The organism is Leptolyngbya sp. NIES-2104 (assembly GCF_001485215.1).
Taxonomy (GTDB): domain Bacteria; phylum Cyanobacteriota; class Cyanobacteriia; order Leptolyngbyales; family Leptolyngbyaceae; genus Leptolyngbya.
Map to the genome: position 1 here is coordinate 93467 of NZ_BBWW01000002.1, position 20795 is coordinate 114261.

Genomic DNA, 20795 nt, shown 5'->3' on the forward strand with positions numbered 1-20795 from the left:
CGTAGCCAATATTATCGAGAAGATGATCGTAATTCACAGCTTTTTTTTGAGAAAAGACTTCACTCAATTGTAAATCTATCAGGTCTGGTATTTTCTTATGTACAATATCACTGTACATAAGAAAAATTAGCGATCGCAGTGCGCCAAGCAACAAAAGCCAACGGGAAATACCATCTATTCGGATCGGTAGTATGATGACGGAAAAATATCTGCGATCGCTGATCTATGACAAAATCATCCGGTTCAGACATTCCTAGCATTTACGATTTTGACCCTGGACGCTTGCCGGATCAGGGTGAGCGCTACATTACTCTAGAAGCTAATGGTTCCGAAGAATCTGTAATTTCCTCCACACAAGAGGTTGAGCCTGCCGTTTCTCAGATTCTTAACCAGGCAAATCAAGGATGCGATTGGGGTTCATTAGCTAGTGAGATTTTGACAGCCGACTATCTCGCTAGACTGATCGCAGCTCTGCGTGATAATTCTGCGCTGCCAGAATTGGTGACGACGCTCCTCTTTCAACATTTAGTCAAAGTTTATCGATACAAAGTTGAAACGACGCTGCAAAGTGATGGGATAGATGCGATCGACACAACCCTACCTCACTTCAAATTGAATCGGAGTCGCAAGCAACAGACCAAAAAGCTAGAGCTTGCTTTCGACGATGAGCGAATCAAGGCTTACCTGAAAAACTCGTTGTCAGAATTCTTTAACCACGTTGGTTTTTGGGAAGAGTTTGCCAAAGCGATCGGGGCTAACTTGGTGGTCTGGGCGATTGAACATTTGGAAGAGAAACTGAGTTCAAAAACTCTGAATGCATTCTCTCAAAATCAACTGATCGAAGAAATCAGCCAGTTATTGACTGCTCTCGATTCCAAGGTACTGCAAGAAAAAATTGGCTTTTTCGGGCAGGTTTATTCCCAAGATATTGCTAAGAAAATCGTTCAAGAATTCAACCTGCCAAACTGTTCGCTACAAGAAATGGATAAACTGCTCGGACTGAGGCAGCGTCCTCCTTTTAGCAGTAGCCGCTCTCTGGAATTCGATCCAATTACAGTGATTCCAACCTCGATTCCGATCGCTAGCAGCATTCGTGCCCAGCTTCGTCCGGATCTCTGGCAGCAAAGCTCTGATGATTTAGCTGTTTTTCAGTATCGTAGCCGCTCGAATCCCAATAACTACATCGAACACTTCATCACAAACCCTGGCGATATCGAGATGATGCCCTGGGAAGCGGCTGAACAAATCATCAATAAATTCGGTTTTGATACCGTCAAGCTACAGCTTATTTTTGCAGCACGAACCATGCAAGAAGATGAGCCGTGGAACAGCACATTTACGCTGAAAGCAACAGATATTGTTCAACTACTGGGCTGGGATCGAAATCACAATACAACCCTAGCCGAGAAACGCAATGCAGTTGCCAGTACCGCTTATGCTTTGTCTTGTATGCTTGTAAAATCAGTCTGGGTCGAAGGTAGAGGCAAGAAGAAGGTAGATGCAAGCACCCCAATCGGTAGAATGTGGGATGTGCTGCTCGACATTCATGGACAGATGGATTGGATGAGTAGCAAGATCGAGAAGCCGGAGGAGGTTTACATTACGGTTAGTCCTGGTCTATGGACAAAGCATTTCCTCAACCGCGCTGGAAGCCGTGCTAAAGAAGCATTGCATCAATTTGGATATCTCGCTCAAGATATCCTGAGAATTGACCCGTACCACAATGAAATGGCGCTTCGATTAGCGATTCAACTAACGCTTGATTCTCGCATTCGAGTGAGAAACCAGAATCCTTATGATTATCAGGTGGTTGGCTTACTAGAAGAAGTGCTACCTCAACCTGAAATTGAGAAAGCCTTACAAGACAAGCACAAGGCGCGGGATCTGAAGAATCGCTGGAACAAAGCGTTAGAACTGCTATTAAGTTTAGGGTGGCAAATCGAGTTTGACCCTAAAACTTATCCAGATTGGTTACAACCGGGCAGTACTGCCCCCAAGCCCAATGATTGGCGAAAGGTTCGGGTCATCGATCGCTTACTGCAAGCCAAGCTCACTATCAAGCCGCCGCATCCCATTCCTCATCTCCTGGCTGGAATCAAAGATGCGAAGAAGCCAAAAGCAATCATCCCTACCCCAGCGCAAGAACTGACTGGAGAAGAGATCCGCAAAGCGCGTGAGGAACAGAAATGGAGCCGCAAAGAGTTAGGCGGATTCTTGGATCTCAGTGCAGACTATGTTGGCAAATTAGAGCGAGGCGATCGCGTGGTTACACCAGAGCTTGAAGCAAGACTCCGAAAACTATTACGTCTCTAACCTATCGAATTAACGTGAGACAAATGATTGTCTTGCTCTAAGTTCTTCGTCTGCTCAAATCACCTATGTTTCAAGGATTCCAGCGCTTTTGTCTTGAGACAAGCATCTCCGTATGCTCTCACCTAGCTTACAAAGCACATTTCATTTAGCACAATAGTACATTAGCTCTTGCACAACGATCACGATCGACATGAGACAAGGATTCCCGCAGCTTATCACTCGATTCTGAAGCAAGACCGTTTTACTCTGTCTCATTCTGTATCAAGATTCCTTAAATAACGGGACTTTGAAAGCACATTAGATAAGACAAGCCGCTCCGCATCGACTCACTTTACCCACTAGGTTGCACTAAATTTTGCTGTATGAGTTTGAGACAGACTGCTCCGTATTCACTCACCTACTTTTTTGAGGAAGTTCCGTTTGTGAAACGCTTGATTTAAGACCAGTTCGCTCCGTATCTCATCACCACAGGAAGCTTAGGAACTCCCATAACTCCCATCGTGCAGGCTTTTAAGCAAAATCTGAACTGAGACAACATCATTTGACTCGATCAACTAGGTGAGACAAGTTTCTCCATATCGTATCACTGGCAGTTCACTCGATTTTGAAGAGATTACAGCAATTTGAGAAGCTGAAATGATTACTAGACAAGGCTTTAATGATCCTGCTGTTTTGGAACGATCGAGACAAATTAAGCGATCGCTCCCTGGAATTTACTCTTGTCTCACCTAAAGTTTCTGCGAAAAATTATCCTAAACCAAGACAAGACGGGCATTTCGCAGTGAGACAAATTCTTCCGCATTCGGTCACTAAGATCACCCGATCACATCACTAACCGCTCCGTGTTGTATCACTAACTGTTTTGAGAAGGCTTACTACGTAATGCTTTGAGCAACTTGAGACAAGCAATCAGTCTGATCAGACTGATCCTCCAGCCAAGGCAAAAAATCAAAATCTGGCAAGATCAGCGCGATCGATTTCAGCCAAAGCGATTTTGGGCAGGAGGTGTCATATCGTTATCTCAATTTCAGCCAAATCATTTAGCTCTGTGAATGAGTGGGATAATCAATTCCTGTCTCTATTTCCGCATCGCTACGACTACATTTGGGCAGAGCATCCTCACTCCGGCGCAAAGGTGAATTGGCAAACTGAGACTCGCCATCCTTTGAGCGATCGCTTAATTCAACAAGGTGCATATCTCTATGGCGTTCGCTTCGGCGCAGAAACTCAGTACTGTTTGCTTGATATTGACGTTAGAAGCCCCTATCACCCCAATCGTGACCCATTTGCTATCAAACGCATTGCAGAGGCATTAGAGCCATTGGGACTGGTCGAATACATCATTTGTACCTCCAGCTACAGCGGCGGGCTGCATCTCTATTTTCCATTCTCGAAGGCGCAGAGTAGTTGGCAGTTCGCGATCGCAGTTGCAACCCTGCTCGAAAACTCCGGCTTCAAACTCATTCCTGGACAACTTGAGACGTTCCCTAACCCAAAACCTTACATTGCAGGCGGAACTCCTAGCTTATTTAATTCTCATCGTCTGCCGATGCAAACGGGGTCTTACCTTCTCAATCAAGAGTTTCAACCGATTTGGAGTACTCAGCAGACGTTTATTCAGCGATGGCAGTTCGCTCAAAACCGCAATGACTTAGATACCAAAACGCTGAAGCAAATTCTCAAGCAAGCAAAACGGCGAGTGTTTCAGGTATCTGGGAAAGCAGAAAAGTTTATCAATGATTTGAATGCAGAAATCGAACTCGGTTGGACAGGCTACGGGCAAACCAATCGTTTGTTAGGGCGCATTGCGATGCGATCGTACATCTTTCATCACGTCCTATCTGGTGGGCAACCGTTGGAAGGAGAAGCACTGATTAAAGCGATCGTCGAAACCGCAAAAGCTCTTCCTGGCTATCAGGAATGGTGTCGGCATCAGCATGAGATTGAACATCGTGCAGAAGAGTGGGCAAATTGTATTCAATCCAGCCACTACTTTCACTATGGAGAGCCGCAAGGCAAATTCAAAGCAAAATCAGAAGTGTTAGAAAGTGCGAACACTGCGTGGCGCGAAGCGTGCGATCAAGCTCCTTCTTGGAATCAACAACAGTTGGAATCAGCGCGCGATCGGATTAGAAGTGCGATCGTGGATCTGCTCGAAAAAGGAACTCTACCAATAAATGCAACTGCAAGATTCAAAGTATTAGTTCAATACAAAATTGGTGGCGGTTCACTTTATCGTCATCGAGATTTGTGGCATCCAAGCTTTCTCACAGATGCTTCATTCGGCTTCTCTGAGCTAGATCTTGATCAAAAACAACAATACAATCAGAACTCAAACCCTACTTTGGAGGTCGAGAATACTGCAAGCTTATTACCTAGCAATGGCGGTAATAGTAATCCTAGCAATGCTCCTAACGCTCTAATTCTCCATCATTCTGATTCTATCGGTCGTAATACGTTGTGGAATCAGCCTTGCAAGGAGATCGCTCAAGACTCTCAGAATCTATCGATTGAGCCGCAAACTGTACCAGAACAACAAGCATGGCAAGAAGCGCATCAAGCAGCAATGCAAATCGCTCAACAGCAGCACTCGACTGAGCGAGAACCATCAGAGAGTCAATTGGTGCAAATGCAACAGTATTTTGATTCCGGCGATCCGATTTTGCAAGCAGAAGCTTTGGCATGGTCGCGATTCCATCCAGGATGGTTAAGACTTGATTCGCTGCACTGCGATCGTGAATCTATCTCCGATTAGATGAAATTCGCGATTGCAAAGCTCAAAGGATCGAGTGTGCCCAGTTTTGAGAAGACTTCCTAATCAGGCATTTCTTCAATACTGAGTGGCTCTCTCTTTGGCTGTTGGTTCATCTCGTGGCGGTAATGACTAGAAGCTTCATAGACCTCCCGGCGAAGACGCTGAATTGCACCAAGCGGTTGATGCGCTGCGAGCGTATGCCACGGGCTGAAAGACAGCACCTCATCCACGTAAACCTGACGGGCTGGACTATATGCCTCCTGAATCCCAATTGAGATTTTAGCGATCGCTTGATAAGGACTCTCTTGCTCTGACCAACGAACCGAAGCATCTTCGATCGGCATGGTTTCCAGATTGGTGCAGAGTTGGACACGCAATTCATACTCAGCCGACTGCTCTCGAAAGAACTCCACAATCAAATCACGCAGAGTGGAAGAATTTTGTATTTCAATTCTCTTACCAATTAGCGGTTGAAAACTTGCAGAGAGGGGAACTGCGCTGAACTTCGCAACGTAGTCTCCATAACGCAGGGCAGCAGAGCTATAGTAAGTTTCTCCTAAAATATGAGTTTCAGGTTGCGTAATGCCCAATGAAGTCGGATAAAGGTCAATACCCACTTTTTGAGTCAGAGCATTCACCGTGCGGGCAGTGAGTCCTAACAGTTGTTGTGCTTCCTCTGGGGCGCTAACGACCACCTTTTCTTGAAGTAATTGTTCAGGCAGAAAGCGAGCGAGATTCCCCGATGGAAACACTGGACTGTTAATCATTAGAAAATCTTGAGTTACAGCATCAGGTTTGGTAACTAGCAGTTTCGGTCCTGCTACGCCAATCACTTTAATTCCGATGCCACGAAAGGTCGAGAGACTATCGGGCAAAATGTCACCCGGAACACTGGAGAAGCGGATCATTACAGGGTATGTTCGGGGTTCGCGAAATAATCCTTGAGCCAGATGAGCCGGTGGTTGTCGTAAATTTGCAGCTCACCCTTCAGTCCGCCATGACCTTTGGCATGAGCGCCGCGCATGGCATGACGATGTTTGTCAAACACCTTTTGTCCTTGCCGAGCCACGGAGTCTAGAATTTCGCGGATCAGTCAATCTTCATTCGGTTGCTTGGCTTCTACATCTTGAGAATAGCGGATGTACTGATTTGAGTTAAGCATTCAGTGTATAGCCTGGGGGTAAGTTCAAAGGATCGTGGGTTAATCATTCAGAACTGAGTTCGCCTTCTTGATCCCCCTTGCGCCAGAAGTCTATATCTAGCGAACGACCAGCCACCCGTAAGTCAAAACGCCTAATCCCAAAACGCCCACGATCGCCTCTCGCTGCTCCTCCCATAAACGACGAACCCCACTGAAGAAATCGCTGAAGGCTGCGCGTCGTGATCGCCCCAACTCTGCCATCAATGCTTCGACTCTGGCATCGACTTCTTCAAGTGTGACTTCTCCGCGTTGGTAAGCGGCTTCGAGTTCATTCAATTTATGCCAGTACTCATGTGTTGCTTCTAGCAAGTTCGGATTCATAGAATAGGGAACATTAAGATAAATTTTTGTAAAGCTTAACGTATCTGATTCAGCAGCTTGGTCTGTAGTTGGGCAGAACTGTTGTTATCGATCGATAGAGTTGAGTTTGAAGATCGTTAACGGTTCTAGTCTTTCAGCAAGATGGGGCGAATACAGACACGCTTCAGGCAACATGCCTGTGGGAAGCTTCTACAATTTGAGAACTAGAGAGGTTGTTGTCATTTGTTTTGACATTTGATCAACGATCGTTTTGCGTTAATGAATTTGAGAGCGCTTAAATCGAGAAGCAAACTCGAATGCCTTTCTTCATTAATCTTCGCAAAGGCATACCCGCATGACTCTTGAGCAGCAACGATTCTTAATTGAGTAATTGTTTAACCTCTTTTAGCCTGCGGTTGAGGATCTGCTGACACTCTCGAAGTTGAGCAGAAGATAGCGCAGAAAAATCTGTGTTTTCCAATGCCGTAATTTCTCTCGGTAATTTAGGTTGCTCTGCTTCAGCGGCTGGATTGTGTTGAGCCAGAAGGGTCTTCACTTGCTCGTTGATGGTTTGGGTACTCCAGTTGTTTGCGATCGCATTTTGAGTTACACCTATCCGAACTTCTTTCGCTGCTGCGTCATCCAAATCCAGTGCTTCTGCGTTCAATTGATTCAGAATCCGAAGTTTTGCAGGTTCCAGTCCTTCGTCCCAGACTGCCTGTTTCAGATCATCTGGCAACTTCAATAGTGGAAGGACGTAACGAGAAATTGTAGATGGATTCTGCTGATAGCTCAGAATGATATCCAAAATCGCTTGGGCGACTTCCTCTAGCCCTGAGTTCTCGATCCACTCTTTCTGAACCGCGCGATCGGCAGCTAAGATGTCCGCTAAATCGGCAGATTGATCCCCTCGTCTGAGTCTCCGTTTTAACTGCGTCAGTGCAGTGTTGAGTGCGCGAGGAAGCTCGATGTCTAATGGTTCTGTAAGTACATCTTTTAGGTATGGGTAGCGATGGTTGCACTGGCAAATGAGAACTTGCGCCAACTCCAAATCGTGCAGTTTCTTCTGATGAATGGTGGTCGAAACGGCTTTGGACTGAATTTCTAAAAGGTCGATCGCACCTTTAGCAGGCAGAATGACCGAGTTGAGATTGGATAATCCGGCGAGCCGACCTGAGCGTAATCTTCGTTCCCCATCAAACATCAGGAATGGAAGATTGATGTCGTATAGCGGCTGAGCGGCGATAAAGAGTCCCTGCTGTTCATACTCGATTAACTGCGATCGCACTTCTTCGCTCATCTCGATTAGCAGCACCGGAGCCAGTTGACCCTCTTCTTTTAAGACATGAGCAAAGGCTTGCTGTTGGGCATGGGTAAAAATAATCCGTGGTTGCAGTGGGTTGCGGCTGATGTCTTTGAAGTCAATTTGTTTGACTCCTTGCGTTTGGGACAGTTCTTCTACCAAAAATTGAATTTTGGACTCAAGCTCGATCTTCTCATTCGAGCTAACTCCACTTGACTTCAATTCGGCAATTTCTGCTTCTAGTTCTTCGACCTGACCTTTGAGTCGGGAGATCTGTTGGCTTTGGTTAGCATCGGCAAACATTACGGAGGGTTTAATCGCTTGGGGTTTTGGCATCAGAGTGTCCTTTTATTTTGTTTTCAGGATTTTGACAATTTCTTTGATGATTGGATCGAAAGACTTCGTGATTTTGTCATCGGGGCGGTAGAGATGAACTGGAAGTCCTGTCCCGCTGGCACTGAGGAAAAAACCAGATTCTTTGATATGTGGGAAGCAAGGGATTTCTAGCTGTTCTAGCTGATAGGGGATCGTATCAACGGGATCAATTTTTTCATTCACACTGCCATCTGCTTTAAGTCCCAACAGGTTACGATGAACCGCTTTCTGGAGATCAACACGCGATGGAACAAACCCTAAAATCTTGGGACGAGGACGTAGACGCAACGAATCTACTTTCTCGTAAAACCAGTTCAGCATATCGCTTGAACTCCAAGAGTCTTTGAACTCTGGCTTAATAGCAGCAATGAAGTGAGTTGCTGCTGCCAATGCAATCAGTCCCATTGGCTCAACCGACGCTGGCGTATCGATAATGATGACATCGGCATCGATCGGGTAGTCTTCCAGTCGATCTTTGAGTACCTCGTAAGGTCGTTCATGCAGATGCAATCCTCGAATCGCAGTATGTAGAGGAGAGCCACCTCGAATCACCTGAACCAATTTCGTGCTGGACTCCCAAACCGGAACGAGCGGATAATTGCCTTTAAATTGACGCTCAAAAATGCACGCGATCGAATCTTCTACTTCATCGGGTCGTAACTTCGGTAATCCGGTAAATAAGGCGAGTGAACCGTTGGGATCAAGCTCGATTAAAACGACTCGTAGTTTCTTACTTGCCAGTGCATAAGCAAGATGGCTGGCTAATGTCGTTTTTCCAGAACCGCCTGTATTGCTTTCGATCGTAAGTCTAACCTGCATAAATTCAGTGTCCGTATTCTACTGCTGGGTCACAATCAACCGATGAAAATGCCTTAATTTTTGCTAAGTTCTGGATGGTTGAATCTTTTGAATCGGCTGCTCTACGTCATATTCACACGATATAAATGCAATTTTTAGAGGTGTACTGCAACGCTGCGGTACAAATTCTTCGATCAACCTCTGAACGTTGATTTCATATAGTACTAGATTTATCTGAATTTCTAACAAAATTCTGCAACCTGTTTCTGAGCTTACAGGTGTGATCTCATGTGAGAGTTTGGGGCTAATCGTGTTGAAATGGGCACAGTTGCACTCAACCATTTTCAATTCTCATGTTTGGGTTTGTACTGCAACGTTGCGGTACAAACCCATTGAATTAGAGCTTGAAATCATTACGAGTCTTTATGTAGCCCCTGTAAGAAACCGCACGATTACGCTCAACCATCAAGCAGTTCCCAGCTTGTAACCCATACATAGAGTGGATTTTCGCCATTCTAAAAACGCCGAATTTTTTATACTATTGTCATAAAATATTAGTGCTGACGAGTAAAGACGAAGAATCGAGAAATTGTGTAGGTCTAATTTTCCGACAATTCTTCTGGTTTAATCCCTCTAGCTCGAAGCTGCTCGATTAGCCTTGCATTTTCTTGTTCTGCTCGATCAGCTCTCGCTCGTTCTGCCTCTTTCTCGGTTCTCTCCACCTCTTTCTGAATTCGTTCTGCTTCGTCTGGCAGCAAAATGAGATTTCCATCGGAGCTATAAAATCGTAGCCAATCACAGGTTCCATTGGCAGGTTCACGATCGATTACCCCTTGCCAAGTTCCTAACTAAAGTTCTAACGCTTCACACCACAGCCAGTTTTGTGCATTCGGTTGCAGCGGTTGGTAGCCGCGCCGCCCAGTTTGTAAGTGCCAACCTTGCAAGGACGTGGGGTCGAATGGGTCGAAAATAAAATAATCTTGAGTTTTGAAGATTCGTTCGTACAGTTGCTTCTTGTCCTCGCGGGCGCGGAGCGTGCCGGAGGCTGCGACTTTTTCGGTACTCGGTGACAAGAACTCCACAATTACATCTGGGAAACGTCACTCTTCTTCCCAAGTCACCCACACTTTCCGTTCTCGGCTACTATCAACATCCAGCGTGACAAAGAAATCCGGTCCGCGAAAATCTTGATTCATCGCTTGAGTGCGGCTGTAATAGACAAACATATTGCCGCCTGCGAAGAAATCAGACCGATCGTGGAGCGCAGACTGCACAGAGCGAATTAAAAGATTCATCGCAATGCGTGGCGAGGACTTTCCAAGGGTTCTCCATCGTCAAAAACTAAATCAGTCGGGGGCATCGGAATGTCTTGGATTTGGACTTCCGCATCGGTTGAGGTCTGTTCGGTGGGCATTTCCATAAACCCCTCGACCTAGAATCGGTCGGTCAGCGCAATTGCCTCCTTATTCTACGTTTACCCAGCAGTGCTGTCACTGTAATCATAATGTGAGCCATTCTGAAAGCATAATGTGAGCCAAAAAACTCCTAAACTGCTGATTCTGCTGTTCCTTCTTCTAATTTTTCTTCACTGCTTTGAAACCGTAATTTGAGCAGAAGTTCAAGGCTGAAATCATAATCTGAGCGATCGCCCAACGCTAAGACTGGTACGTAGTAGGGATACTGCTAGAATTGCACTCCAAATCTAGTCGAGCGGAAACCGCATTGGCACATTGAACTGCCACAATTACTAGACAACTTCCTCAGAATTGAAAATTTATTCCCTTGTCTGTAAAAGTACAGGTTTGGATCGCAGCGCAATGTTTAGAAAGCAAAGCTGGCGAGGGTTATGGGACGTATATAGTAGGTGTTCTGTCCTAAATTCATGTCTTAAATCGCGATCGCTCCTCAGTTTTGAAAGCATAAGTTGAGAAACTGGCTCACATTATGCTTTCAGTCACAAGTGCGGATCAGCTTAGATTTTTGATATAAGATAATAATCAATTATCTTGACTCTAGCGAAACTCTAACGATGTTCGATATAAGTACAAATTTACTAATTAAATTTACGTAATTTTGTACTAGCAAATTTGCATGAACTCTTAATGAAAAGCAGATTTGGGCGACTAAGGGTTAATAAAAGGAGAAGCCGTGCCACAGAATCCTGATCCAAAATGCAAAATTTGTTCTGCCCTCAGTGATGTCGAGGCAAAACAGCTTCATGATGCTGCCCAAGGTGGGGATGGCTGTTGGGCAGGAGATCCTTGTCATAAGCTTCGTTATTATTATGCCAACCAAGAAACAATTAATGCTCAACGTCGAGAAAAATACAAACGCAAAAAACTTGCCAAACAGCAAGCTGCGAGCAGGCAAGCCTGTGCTGGAGGCATCGAACATTTAAAAGTGCAGAGCAGCGATATCTCGACTTCGGATTTGCTTAGAACTTGGACACCCCAAGCGGCTCCTGTCCTGCCTCCAGAGCGTGTCTATGTTCAATTGCTGTGGTATCGTGAAACGCCAAAGGATCGATTACACGCGATCGGGGCTTTGCTGCTTTTAGGAGATCAGACGATCGCATTTTCTGGACCTTATCACTGCCGAGGACTCGCACCAAAAGACGTAACAGAGCAACTGATTCCCAGTATGGTGAGGGCACTCAACCAAGTTCTAAACGAAAACTTTCCGGAATACGAGACCTACCGCATCGGGCGATTGCATGATGAAGGTGACGAACGACATCCGGCACTTTGTCCGCTCTGTACTGGTCGCTCAATCCGATGAACTGATTAGAAAGTATTTATGGATAGTCAGCAACTCGAACTTGATTTATGGCGATCGCTAGAAATAGCGACCGAATTTCTTGACGAGAAAGATGTGCTGGCGACTGTATTGCAAACCTATGACCAGTGGGTTGCAACGATCGCGACTCAATCTGCTTCTGCACAGCTTGAATTGGCTGGGGAGATTTTGCAACGCATGGCAGAACTTGTCTGCTTAAGATCCGATATCTTGATCGAGGAGTGGAAGCAGCGGCACAATCCGGTTGAGCCGATTGTCGATATTTCCGGTCGGGTTGATTTGGTAATGCAGACGCAGGAGTTTGATTTATCGTGGTTGATCGAACATGACCTTCCAGCGCCCTACCCAGAGTACCGCAAATCCCCAACTAAAATAGAACCCATCGAATCTGCGGCAGGGCTGGTAGATACTGCCCAACTGGTCACCGTGATGGGTGATCAGTTACAACAACAAGCGAAATTGACGGATGCTGAAGCCGCTGAAGCATTTAAAGCCGCAATGGAGACTGCCCATGATGAAGATGTCGCTCAGTGGACACAAACGATCATTACTTTTTGGGAGACGGCTCAGATTGGTGCAATTTCATTTGTGGAGCTATGTCAGCAGCTAAACCGACCGTGGATCGAAGTTTGGCTGGCGTTATTATTAGGAGGATTCTTGCTGGAACTGCGGGGTGATTGGTACGAAGGTGAAATCTGGATTGTTGGATATACTCAACGCTGAAATTTTTTAAGTCTTGTCATTTCTAGATTGCTGGTGAATTAAAAGTATGGTTGCTCGATCATTCCCACAAGTTGAAGCCCATTTGATGCCGCTACCTCTCGACGATCGCACCGTGGCTCCGAGGCGAAGAGGGAAGACAGCGACAATCCAGCTACCCCTGACTGATATTCGCAGTGTGAAAGTGCGAGAGTTTCTAAATGCAAGCGGCTTTGAACGGAATACTCGTAGAAACTACGAACGTGAACTCTACCGATTCTTGTCTTGGTCGGAGTTGCTGTGGAGTGAGATCAAACCGCATCATCTCAATGCTCACTATCTGTGGTACTTGACTGAGGAGGTGCGAACTAGCCAAGGGAACCTGCTTTCAACTAGCAGTCGAAATCTAGCAGTGATGGCGTTGCGGAGCTTTTTTGCTTGGCTGCACAAAACGTATCCTGATTTAGTCTTCACAAATCCAGCGATCGGGCTAAAAGGAAAGGCAATTCCCCTGCCTGAAGCGCAGAGTTTAACCGAGGAACAGCAGGCATCAGTTTGGAACGCGGTTGCCCAACGGGGAGAAACGCAATTACGCGATCGCGCTCTCGTTCACATTCTCAGCCACGGCTTACGAGCAGGTGAGGTGGTTGATTTGAATATGGGGGCGATTGGCAATCATACGACCGATGGGGTCAGCGGCAAAGTTCTTTTCATCGCAAATACAAAGACCGATCGCCCCCGAATTGTTCCACTTGACCCCGCTTCTTGGGCAGAAATTGAATCCTATCTGAACTGGCGTAGAAGTCAGGGAGAGGAACTCAGTTGCGATCGCCCATTGCTACTCTCGCATCATGTGACTCGTCGTGGGGAGCGACTGACGTATCATGGAATTTACTTTGCGATTGAAAAAATTGGAGAATTAGCTGAAATCCAACATCTGCACCCTCACTTATTTCGACATACCTACCTGACAGAATTGTTATTAGATGACATTGATCCAGCTCATGCCCGTCGATTAGGGGGAATTGAGAGCGAGTCTGTATTTCGTCGTTATACCCTTCGCGCTGAACAAGAAGCTGCCATTAATGCTTTCTTTAGAAACTGTCAGAAACGTCTGCGAAGTCTAGGCACATCCGGCTCAAACAATGCTCTTTCCTTTCCGCCATCTCAACTAGAGAATCAAGTACAGACAGAGAGGCTAGAAATTGCCCGTAAGCTCCTGAGAGAAGGAGTTACATTGGAAGTTGTTGCGCGATCGCTTGATCTGTCATTTCAAATTCTTCAAGACCTGCAACACGCTGAAGATCTCGTATAACTTTCAGAATTGAGCCTAGAAATATAAAAAACCTTCTGTACTGCAACGTTGCAGTACAGAAAATCGAGCGTTTTCTAAACTTGAATCGAGGCGAGTGGGCGCTAGAAGATCAAAATGCCCGAAAGTCGGAATCAATTTCCAAGCAGAACTTTTCGTAAGCGGCGACCATGCCGCTATTGCAGCACGACGAGACGTTTGATCAAGAATATTTTTATCGCCAAACCGCCTCCAGATTTGCTACACCGAAATGGTAGGCATCTTGTAGGAAAGCAATCATGGCAGCATCAGATGAATCCGCATTGCATATCACTCGACGCAAAATTCTTCAATTTGCTGGATTAGCAGCAGGAGCCGCTACGTTTCCCACCGCTTGTAAAGCAATGACGACTTCGACTGAAATTGATCATGCTGCTGAAGCAGCAAATTCTACCAGCGTCTCTAAGGGGCAAATGAGTCGGGTTGTCCTGATCAAAACTGAGGATCGAGTCACAGGCACTCGTAAAGCGATCGATCTTCTACAACCGGATGCGATCGCAGGCAAAACCGTCTTTCTCAAGCCGAACTACAATACCGCTGACCCCGCCCCTGCCGCCACAGACACTCGGTTACTTGAAGCCTTAATCCAAGAATTACAGAATGCTAAAGCTGGACAAATTACGATCGGCGATCGCAGTGGTATGGCGAACACCCGCGAGGCAATGACGAGCAAGGGCGTGTTTCAACTTGCCGATCGATTTGGCGTGAATGCGATCGTCCTCGACGAATTGAAGGCGGACGATTGGCAACTCTTTCCCGCTCAAGGGACACATTGGAGTCGGGGGTTTGCTTTTGCTCGTCCAATTTTGAACGCAGGCGCGATCGTCAATACCTGCTGTCTGAAAACGCATCGCTTTGGTGGGCACTTCACACTCTCACTTAAAAATAGTGTCGGCATGGTGGCGAAATATGTTCCAGGCAACGATTACAACTACATGAGCGAATTGCATTCCTCGCCGCACCAACGATTAATGGTTGCAGAAATTAATAAAGCCTACCAGCCTGCACTCGTGTTACTGGATGGCGTAGAAGCACTGGTCAATGGAGGACCGGAAGCTGGAAAGCAAGTGAAATCAAATGTCATCTTGGCAGGAACGGATCGTGTGGCGGTTGATGTCGTTGCGATTGGGATTCTGCGATCGCTTGGCACAACCGAAGCAGTCTCCCGTGGCTCGATTTGGCAACTCGAACAAATTCGCCGTGCTGTAGAGTTAGGGCTAGGAGCGACCCAAGCAGAGCAGATAGAAATTATCACAGCAGATAAAGCAAGCCGAGCGATGGCAGATCAAATTCGTAAATTGCTCATCGTTTGAACTCCCAATCGTGAGGTCTAAATATGGAGCTGCATGTTTAACGGTATGGCAGGAGCGACCGCGTTCAGATCTACTGTTTTGGAGAGGAGGGTGAGGGTGAGAAATGTTTCGATTGAAAAGGCTTCATTCTGCATTGCTAGGAATTTTGTGAAACCCGAATACATCCTGGATGGTCGTCGTACCACAACTCTGAAAGCGTTTTATGCCGAGATTGGTCAGGTTTTATTAGCAGGACAACCGTGGGGTGAGAGCCTCGAAGCGCTTGACCAAGTTTTACGAGGAGACTATGGACTCTTGCCTGAAACGTTTCGACTAATTTGGATGAATGCAGCGATCGCTCGATCCGCATTGAGCTATCCCGAAACTGTAGAGCAACTGCTGCAACAATTGCGAGAGTGCCACCCCACTGTTTTGATTAAGACTGCTTGGGCATTACGAGCAGCCCTGCGAGAACAGGGTCCGACGGTATTCGATTGGCTAGTGGAACGAATGGATCATCATTCGAGTGTAGAACTCGTTCTGGTCGAGATTGAAGGTGTAGATGATGCTTAATGAGTATTCGGGTATTCATCCAACTTCTGAGCTAAGAGTGCGACAGCCGCTTCGTAATCTTTGCCCACGAGGTAGGAAAAATGATAGTAGCTAGCAAGATAGAAATCGCAGCCAAACTTCTGGTAGCGATCGGCGATCGCCAAAAATCCATAACGAGCATCAGTAGGCTCTGTGAACCAATCGCGATGGTAAGCATCTTGAAGAAATAATGTGACTGTCTGTTGATCGGCGCTGGAAATTAATCGAATGGGAGTAATACTGGCGTGATGAGATCGTGGGACAGGCAGCAACAGCGGATACCCTTCAAGGGTGAGAAACTCTGCCAAACTATCTTCGCTGCGGGGGAAGTAAGATTCCTCTGGTAACTTAAGAAAATGATGCCACGCCATCCAAAATTCGTGTTTGCTGTCAAATCCTGGATCGATATCTAAGCGCCATTGTTGGTCTTGGCACAGATCATCGAGAACAGCTTGAGGTAAATCCACGAGTTTCATGACTGCTTTGCCTACAATTCTTTTGTGCAGATAGTACAAATTATTCTAAATAAGAAGTGTTTAGCTTTTTGAGCGGCTTGATCTTTGCCATTCTACGAATAGCGCTATTGATCGAGTAATTCATCGACATCAATTCCTCTCGCTCGAAGCTGCTCAATCAGGCGTGCATTCTCTTGTTCCGCTTGTTCCGCTCTGGCTCGTTCTGCTTCTTCAGATAGCGGGACTAGCCGCCCATCAGCATCATAAAATCGCAACCATTGACAAGTTCCAGTAGCAGGCTCCCGATCGATCACGCCGTCCCAGGTTCCTACCCATAGCTGCAAACTTTCACACCAGAGCCAGCCTTGTGCATTTGGCTGTAATGGTTGGTAGCCCTGACCCAACTGAAGCCGCCAGCCTTGCAAGGAAGCAGGATCAAAGGGGTTGAAAATGAAATAATCGGGAGTCTTAAATACTCGCTCGTAGAGGCGCTTTTTATCCTCACGATCGACTCGTTCTGTACTCGGAGATAAAAGCTCGACAATGACATCTGGATAGCGCCCATCTTCTTCCCATAGAATCCACGATTTTCGCTCTCGGCTGCCATCGACATCAAGTGACACAAAGAAATCGGGTCCACGAAAATCCCGATTCATCGCTTGATTACGGCTGTAATAGACGAACATATTGCCGCCTGCAAAGAAATCAGTCCGGTCTTTAAGGGCAGATTGAACAGAGCGGATTAGGAGATTCATCGCGATGCGATGGCGGGCGCTTTCCAAGGGGACTCCATCATCGAAAGGTAAGTCAGTCGGCGGGGTCGGCATTTCCCATTCAGGAGAAACCGGACTGGTCGAAGATTGAGCGATCGACATTTCCATAGACACCGCATTGGAATGGGAATAGCTCTCATTCTACCGCGATCGCTGAATTCGCTGTTTTGCCAGTCGTGTCACTCACTTCACAGATGATTAATTTCTTATGTAAGAGTGCTAATCTCGATCTGTACATAAGAAAAATTTGAAATTCAGCCAGATCCTCATGACTCAACTTCGTTCTTTAAGGATCTGGCAGGGCGATCGCGCTATCTGTCGGCTTGCGTGGATCGTGAGCAGCTTGACGAGTAGATGGATCAAACCCGACAGATTCCGCCGCTCCCCAAGCTCCAAAGGGAACGACATAAGATCTCATCTGCCAAAACTGCTGGACAACGGCATCAGCCAGCGCAAAGGTTTCCATTAACACAACATTCGGTTGCTCTGAAGTGAGAGGAACCGCAACTGCTATTTGTGAAAATTATTTATATTCGAGCAGATTCAGAATAAGGTAGCAGTCATCAGGTAATGTTCCAGACCTATGTATTTCATGCGAAAACTAAGCAATGGGATCTATGCCTTTATTTAATCCAATTAAGAGCTTTGCTGCTTACGACGAGCGATCGCAGCCGCGATTTGCTCAAGTTGCTCCTCTAGGACTTGCAGCGTCTCATCTGGAAGTGCTTCGATCTGCTGAAGCCAATAGTCCAGTTCAAGCTGAATGGGTATTGCTGCTGAATCTTGCTTCTCGCTAAAATCAGAACTTTGAGTTCGTGAGTCTGATCGCAAACCGGGTGGGATTACAGCCACCTTCGTACAAGGGCGCTGTGGAATAGGGAGAGTTGAAGTTTCAACCGGAAGTTCTACGCGGGCAGGTGGAAGGGGATCAGCATTGCTTTCGTGTCGATATTGATTACAACGCAGAGGCATCTCCTGAATGCGATCAAGACTTAGTGTATCTTTGTAAAATCCACACCAGACCCCGTACTGATTCCCTTCATGTTCAGGATCATGCCAACGACAATCTCGACAAGCTGCTTTTTCGAGATCTAATTTAGTCAGCAATTCTGTGGAGGTTGCTGCGATCGTTCGAGGATTATTTGCAAGAAGTCGCTGTGTTTTTACTCTGCCTTCTTGATCCCACCACCGCATCAAGGACGCTGGAGAAGCGATCGTAAACTGCTTGTTCACCCCCGGAATTTGACTCTCAACGACGACCCGTTCTGGCTGTTTTCGGGCTGGAGCAAGCTTAATTGACCAATATGGCGTGAGTAACTCGACCGCTTGATCAAATTGTGATTTAAGTCGTTGAGCTTTCCACTGTGCATATTGCTTACTGATGTCGCTGTAGTTCCGAAACCAGTGCGCTACGCCATCACGATCAACTAAGAAAAATGGATACTCCTCTTCTGGATCTTCTAATCGTTTCAACTCACCCCAGGGCTCAATCAAATTTCGTTGAGCTATAAATTTTTCATCCGCTTCATCCGCGATCGCTCTTCGATGTTTTACGATGATTTCGCTGACTGCTTCTTGGGCGAGTGTTTCCCCATTAAGAACTCGCATGACAAATTCTTCACGAGCAGGTTTTGGTGTGTGAGTCGAGGAGATCTGATTAAGGATACGAACATCAATTGTTTCAAAAAAAATCTTTGAGTCTGTGGTTTCAAATGGCTGAAATGCTTTTGCAGTGGCAACTGCTGCATACAGTGTTGTTCTTTTTAGCCCTGTCTCATTTACTGCCCACTCAATGCAGTCTTTCGTATTACCACGTCCGCCAAAAATTTCACGCGCCGCAATCAGTTCTTTTCCAGTCTCGTAAATGTCGATTAGCATTCGCCCAACACGATGACGAATCCTGACCGCAATTTCAGCAAGCTGTTTCTGTTCAGGTGTCGCCAGAGCATCAGGCGTAGAAGGCTCTAGAAGTGTCGTGATTCCATCTGACATAAGTTTTATGCTTGACTGCTTAGAGTTTGGTTAGCAGTCGAATAACTCAATTTCAAGTCCGGAGGGTAGAAGATTGATCAGCCTTATTTGAAAAGTCAGGTGACTTTTTAGTAATCATACCAAGTTCAGGAAATTTGGAAATCTGAATTTGAATAAAATGTAGAACTTTACAGAGATCGTCGCTAGAATGAGCGCTAGGAGCAAAACATCTCCTAGCAAATTTATTAAAAAGTCCAACCTGTTGGATTTTTTAATAAATGCCTCTGAATAGGGTCATCCTAATTTTTTACTTCTGCTGTTTTTGCAAGAGTCTATGATTGGCTTGAATTACTGAGTGGAGCGGTTCACCCCAAATCAGCGTAGAGGTAAGCGATCACAATGGTGCATCAGCAGGTCAGCATAAATCGATACACTGAACAAGACATTAAGTTCTTGATAGCAGTGATAGAAGTCGCATTGGCACGGAAGTTTGAAGATGCTGAATTTGCTCTGATTGATGCACTGTTACATGATTTTAGTATAAGATACGAGGAGATTTCTCAGACTCGTGGTTACAGTAAAAACTACTTGCGGGGGCAGGTTGGTCCTCGGCTGTGGCAAGACTTATCGAGCGTTTTTCAAAATATCTTTCGTCAACCTATCAATAAATCTAGCTTTGAGCGGTTTGTGAAGCATCTCGCTGAACAATTCAATCTATCTGATGACATTGATGCGAATCAGATTAGATCGCAGCTTAACCTTGAACTATCGAATGAGATTGCAGTTCAGCACACAGACACTCTCGCACAGCTTTATGGACGCAATATCGAACTTTCAGAGTTATCAGATTTACTTTCAAATTACCAATGTGTCTCTCTAGTTGGAGCGATTGGAGTCGGAAAAACGTCTCTTGCGTCCCATTGGGTGCAATCATTTGGACAAAATCAGTTTGATGTAGTGATTTGGCGATCGCTTATCCACGCACCAACCCCAGAGTTACTTGTAGATGATCTCATTCGTGCATTTCGCCAAACTTCACCAAAATCGTTCACTTTATTTTCTGAAAAGCTGAACTTCTTGATGACGTTACTTCAGCAACAGCGATGCTTAATCGTGCTAGATAGCGCTGAATCTATTATTCAAACGACCGCAATCTCAGCCCTTAATACTTACGGTGATTTGCGAGATTACAATCAATTGATTCGCTACATGACTGAGCAAAAGCATCAGAGTTCTTTACTATTGCTTAGTCGGCAACGATTTAACCAGATCGTTCGATTGCATCACTCTAAGCGATCTGCACAAGAGATGATGCTCTCAGGACTGGCTCTTGAAGCGGCTCAAAAGATTCTAGCGACTCATCAACTAAAAGATCAGTCAAGCTGGAATGCATTGATTGAAATGTATCAGGGCAATCCTGGACTACTAATGCAAATTAGTCGATACATTGAGACCTGTTTTGGAGGGCGGGTTCGTCATTTCTTACGATGTGGGACGATCGTTGTCCCAGATGAAGCATCTAAATTGTATTTGGAGCAGATCCATCAGTTGAGTGAAAGCGATCGCATTGTATTGCTTGATCTCGCAACTCAAAATGCGCCTGTTCAACTCTCGGAACTATACGGTGTTGTGAAGTCACGATCAACCCTAATTAAATCTCTCACTCGTCTAGTCGAACTGTGTTTAGTGGAACGACGAGTGATTGAATCTGATAGTGAACCTGAGCTTGTTTTTGATTTGGCTCCAGTTGTTAAAAAGATTATCTTGGCGCATCCACCCTAAATCAGCTAGTATCACATCAGCGATTCTATTGCCTTATTTT

Annotated in this window: 21 protein-coding genes; 8 read left to right on the forward strand and 13 right to left on the reverse strand. The window is 45.8% G+C overall.

The window, feature by feature from the left end:
* Window positions 1-225 precede the first annotated feature (225 nt).
* Both NIES2104_RS27745 and NIES2104_RS27750 read left to right on the forward strand, forming a co-directional pair.
* Window positions 226-2313: a helix-turn-helix transcriptional regulator gene (locus tag NIES2104_RS27745; protein WP_059002169.1), complete on the forward strand. Its 2088-nt coding sequence runs from the start codon at window positions 226-228 to the stop codon at window positions 2311-2313.
* Window positions 2314-3361: 1048 nt separating this feature from the next.
* Complete coding sequence (locus NIES2104_RS27750) at window positions 3362-5068, forward strand: hypothetical protein (protein ID WP_059002170.1); 1707 nt, start codon at window positions 3362-3364, stop codon at window positions 5066-5068.
* Window positions 5069-5127: 59 nt separating this feature from the next.
* Here the strand turns inward: NIES2104_RS27750 and NIES2104_RS27755 are convergent, their stop codons facing one another.
* From NIES2104_RS27755 to NIES2104_RS33630, 9 genes are all read right to left on the reverse strand, one after another.
* Entirely contained in the window at window positions 5128-5976 is an 849-nt protein-coding gene (locus tag NIES2104_RS27755) for a catalase family protein (protein ID WP_202815229.1), read from the reverse strand.
* Complete coding sequence (locus tag NIES2104_RS33610) at window positions 5976-6137, reverse strand: hypothetical protein (protein WP_202815230.1); 162 nt, start codon at window positions 6135-6137, stop codon at window positions 5976-5978. Before NIES2104_RS33610 ends, NIES2104_RS27755 begins: the two co-directional genes overlap by 1 nt.
* 189 nt (window positions 6138-6326) lie before the next feature.
* Window positions 6327-6590: a hypothetical protein gene (locus NIES2104_RS27760; RefSeq protein ID WP_059002171.1), complete on the reverse strand. Its 264-nt coding sequence runs from the start codon at window positions 6588-6590 to the stop codon at window positions 6327-6329.
* A gap of 358 nt (window positions 6591-6948) precedes the next feature.
* Entirely contained in the window at window positions 6949-8208 is a 1260-nt protein-coding gene (locus NIES2104_RS27765) for a hypothetical protein (protein WP_156427120.1), read from the reverse strand.
* 12 nt (window positions 8209-8220) lie between these two features.
* Window positions 8221-9066 carry a ParA family protein gene (locus tag NIES2104_RS27770; RefSeq protein WP_059002173.1) on the reverse strand — a complete coding sequence of 282 codons (846 nt, stop codon included), beginning with the start codon at window positions 9064-9066 and terminating at the stop codon, window positions 8221-8223.
* A gap of 578 nt (window positions 9067-9644) precedes the next feature.
* On the reverse strand, window positions 9645-9803 hold the full coding sequence (locus NIES2104_RS33615; RefSeq protein ID WP_263971066.1) for a hypothetical protein: 159 nt from the start codon (window positions 9801-9803) through the stop codon (window positions 9645-9647).
* Between the two features lie 90 nt (window positions 9804-9893).
* Window positions 9894-10118: a Uma2 family endonuclease gene (locus NIES2104_RS33620; RefSeq protein ID WP_263971067.1), complete on the reverse strand. Its 225-nt coding sequence runs from the start codon at window positions 10116-10118 to the stop codon at window positions 9894-9896.
* A 27-nt stretch (window positions 10119-10145) separates the two neighbouring features.
* Entirely contained in the window at window positions 10146-10340 is a 195-nt protein-coding gene (locus NIES2104_RS33625) for a hypothetical protein (RefSeq protein WP_263971068.1), read from the reverse strand.
* Window positions 10337-10465: a hypothetical protein gene (locus NIES2104_RS33630; protein WP_263971069.1), complete on the reverse strand. Its 129-nt coding sequence runs from the start codon at window positions 10463-10465 to the stop codon at window positions 10337-10339. Before NIES2104_RS33630 ends, NIES2104_RS33625 begins: the two co-directional genes overlap by 4 nt.
* Window positions 10466-11193: 728 nt before the next feature.
* Between NIES2104_RS33630 and NIES2104_RS27780 the strand changes: the two genes are divergently transcribed.
* The 5 genes from NIES2104_RS27780 to NIES2104_RS27800 all read left to right on the forward strand — a co-directional run bounded on the left by NIES2104_RS27780 (window position 11194) and on the right by NIES2104_RS27800 (window position 15756).
* Window positions 11194-11823, forward strand: coding sequence for a hypothetical protein (locus tag NIES2104_RS27780; protein WP_059002174.1), 630 nt, complete (start codon window positions 11194-11196; stop codon window positions 11821-11823).
* An 18-nt stretch (window positions 11824-11841) separates the two neighbouring features.
* Window positions 11842-12564, forward strand: coding sequence for a hypothetical protein (locus tag NIES2104_RS27785; RefSeq protein WP_059002175.1), 723 nt, complete (start codon window positions 11842-11844; stop codon window positions 12562-12564).
* Between the two features lie 46 nt (window positions 12565-12610).
* Window positions 12611-13855, forward strand: coding sequence for a tyrosine-type recombinase/integrase (locus NIES2104_RS27790; protein WP_059002176.1), 1245 nt, complete (start codon window positions 12611-12613; stop codon window positions 13853-13855).
* Window positions 13856-14130: 275 nt separating this feature from the next.
* Window positions 14131-15204, forward strand: a complete 1074-nt coding sequence (locus tag NIES2104_RS27795) for a DUF362 domain-containing protein (protein ID WP_059002177.1) — start codon at window positions 14131-14133, stop codon at window positions 15202-15204.
* Window positions 15205-15300: 96 nt separating this feature from the next.
* A complete protein-coding gene (locus NIES2104_RS27800; RefSeq protein WP_192843670.1) occupies window positions 15301-15756 on the forward strand; it encodes a barstar family protein in 456 nt (151 codons plus the stop codon).
* Here the strand turns inward: NIES2104_RS27800 and NIES2104_RS27805 are convergent.
* From NIES2104_RS27805 to NIES2104_RS27820, 4 genes are all read right to left on the reverse strand, one after another.
* A complete protein-coding gene (locus tag NIES2104_RS27805) occupies window positions 15753-16250 on the reverse strand; it encodes a hypothetical protein (protein WP_059002179.1) in 498 nt (165 codons plus the stop codon). The genes NIES2104_RS27800 and NIES2104_RS27805 overlap by 4 nt on opposite strands.
* A 104-nt stretch (window positions 16251-16354) precedes the next feature.
* Window positions 16355-17110: a Uma2 family endonuclease gene (locus tag NIES2104_RS27810; RefSeq protein ID WP_082690159.1), complete on the reverse strand. Its 756-nt coding sequence runs from the start codon at window positions 17108-17110 to the stop codon at window positions 16355-16357.
* A gap of 178 nt (window positions 17111-17288) precedes the next feature.
* Complete coding sequence (locus NIES2104_RS27815) at window positions 17289-17468, reverse strand: hypothetical protein (protein ID WP_059002181.1); 180 nt, start codon at window positions 17466-17468, stop codon at window positions 17289-17291.
* Window positions 17469-17638: 170 nt separating this feature from the next.
* Window positions 17639-18994 (reverse strand): hypothetical protein, encoded by a 1356-nt coding sequence (locus tag NIES2104_RS27820; RefSeq protein ID WP_059002182.1) that lies wholly within the window; start codon window positions 18992-18994, stop codon window positions 17639-17641.
* A 378-nt stretch (window positions 18995-19372) separates the two neighbouring features.
* On the opposite strand from NIES2104_RS27820, the gene NIES2104_RS27825 reads away from it, so the two are divergent.
* Window positions 19373-20755 carry an NB-ARC domain-containing protein gene (locus tag NIES2104_RS27825; protein ID WP_059002183.1) on the forward strand — a complete coding sequence of 461 codons (1383 nt, stop codon included), beginning with the start codon at window positions 19373-19375 and terminating at the stop codon, window positions 20753-20755.
* Window positions 20756-20795: the final 40 nt, after the last annotated feature.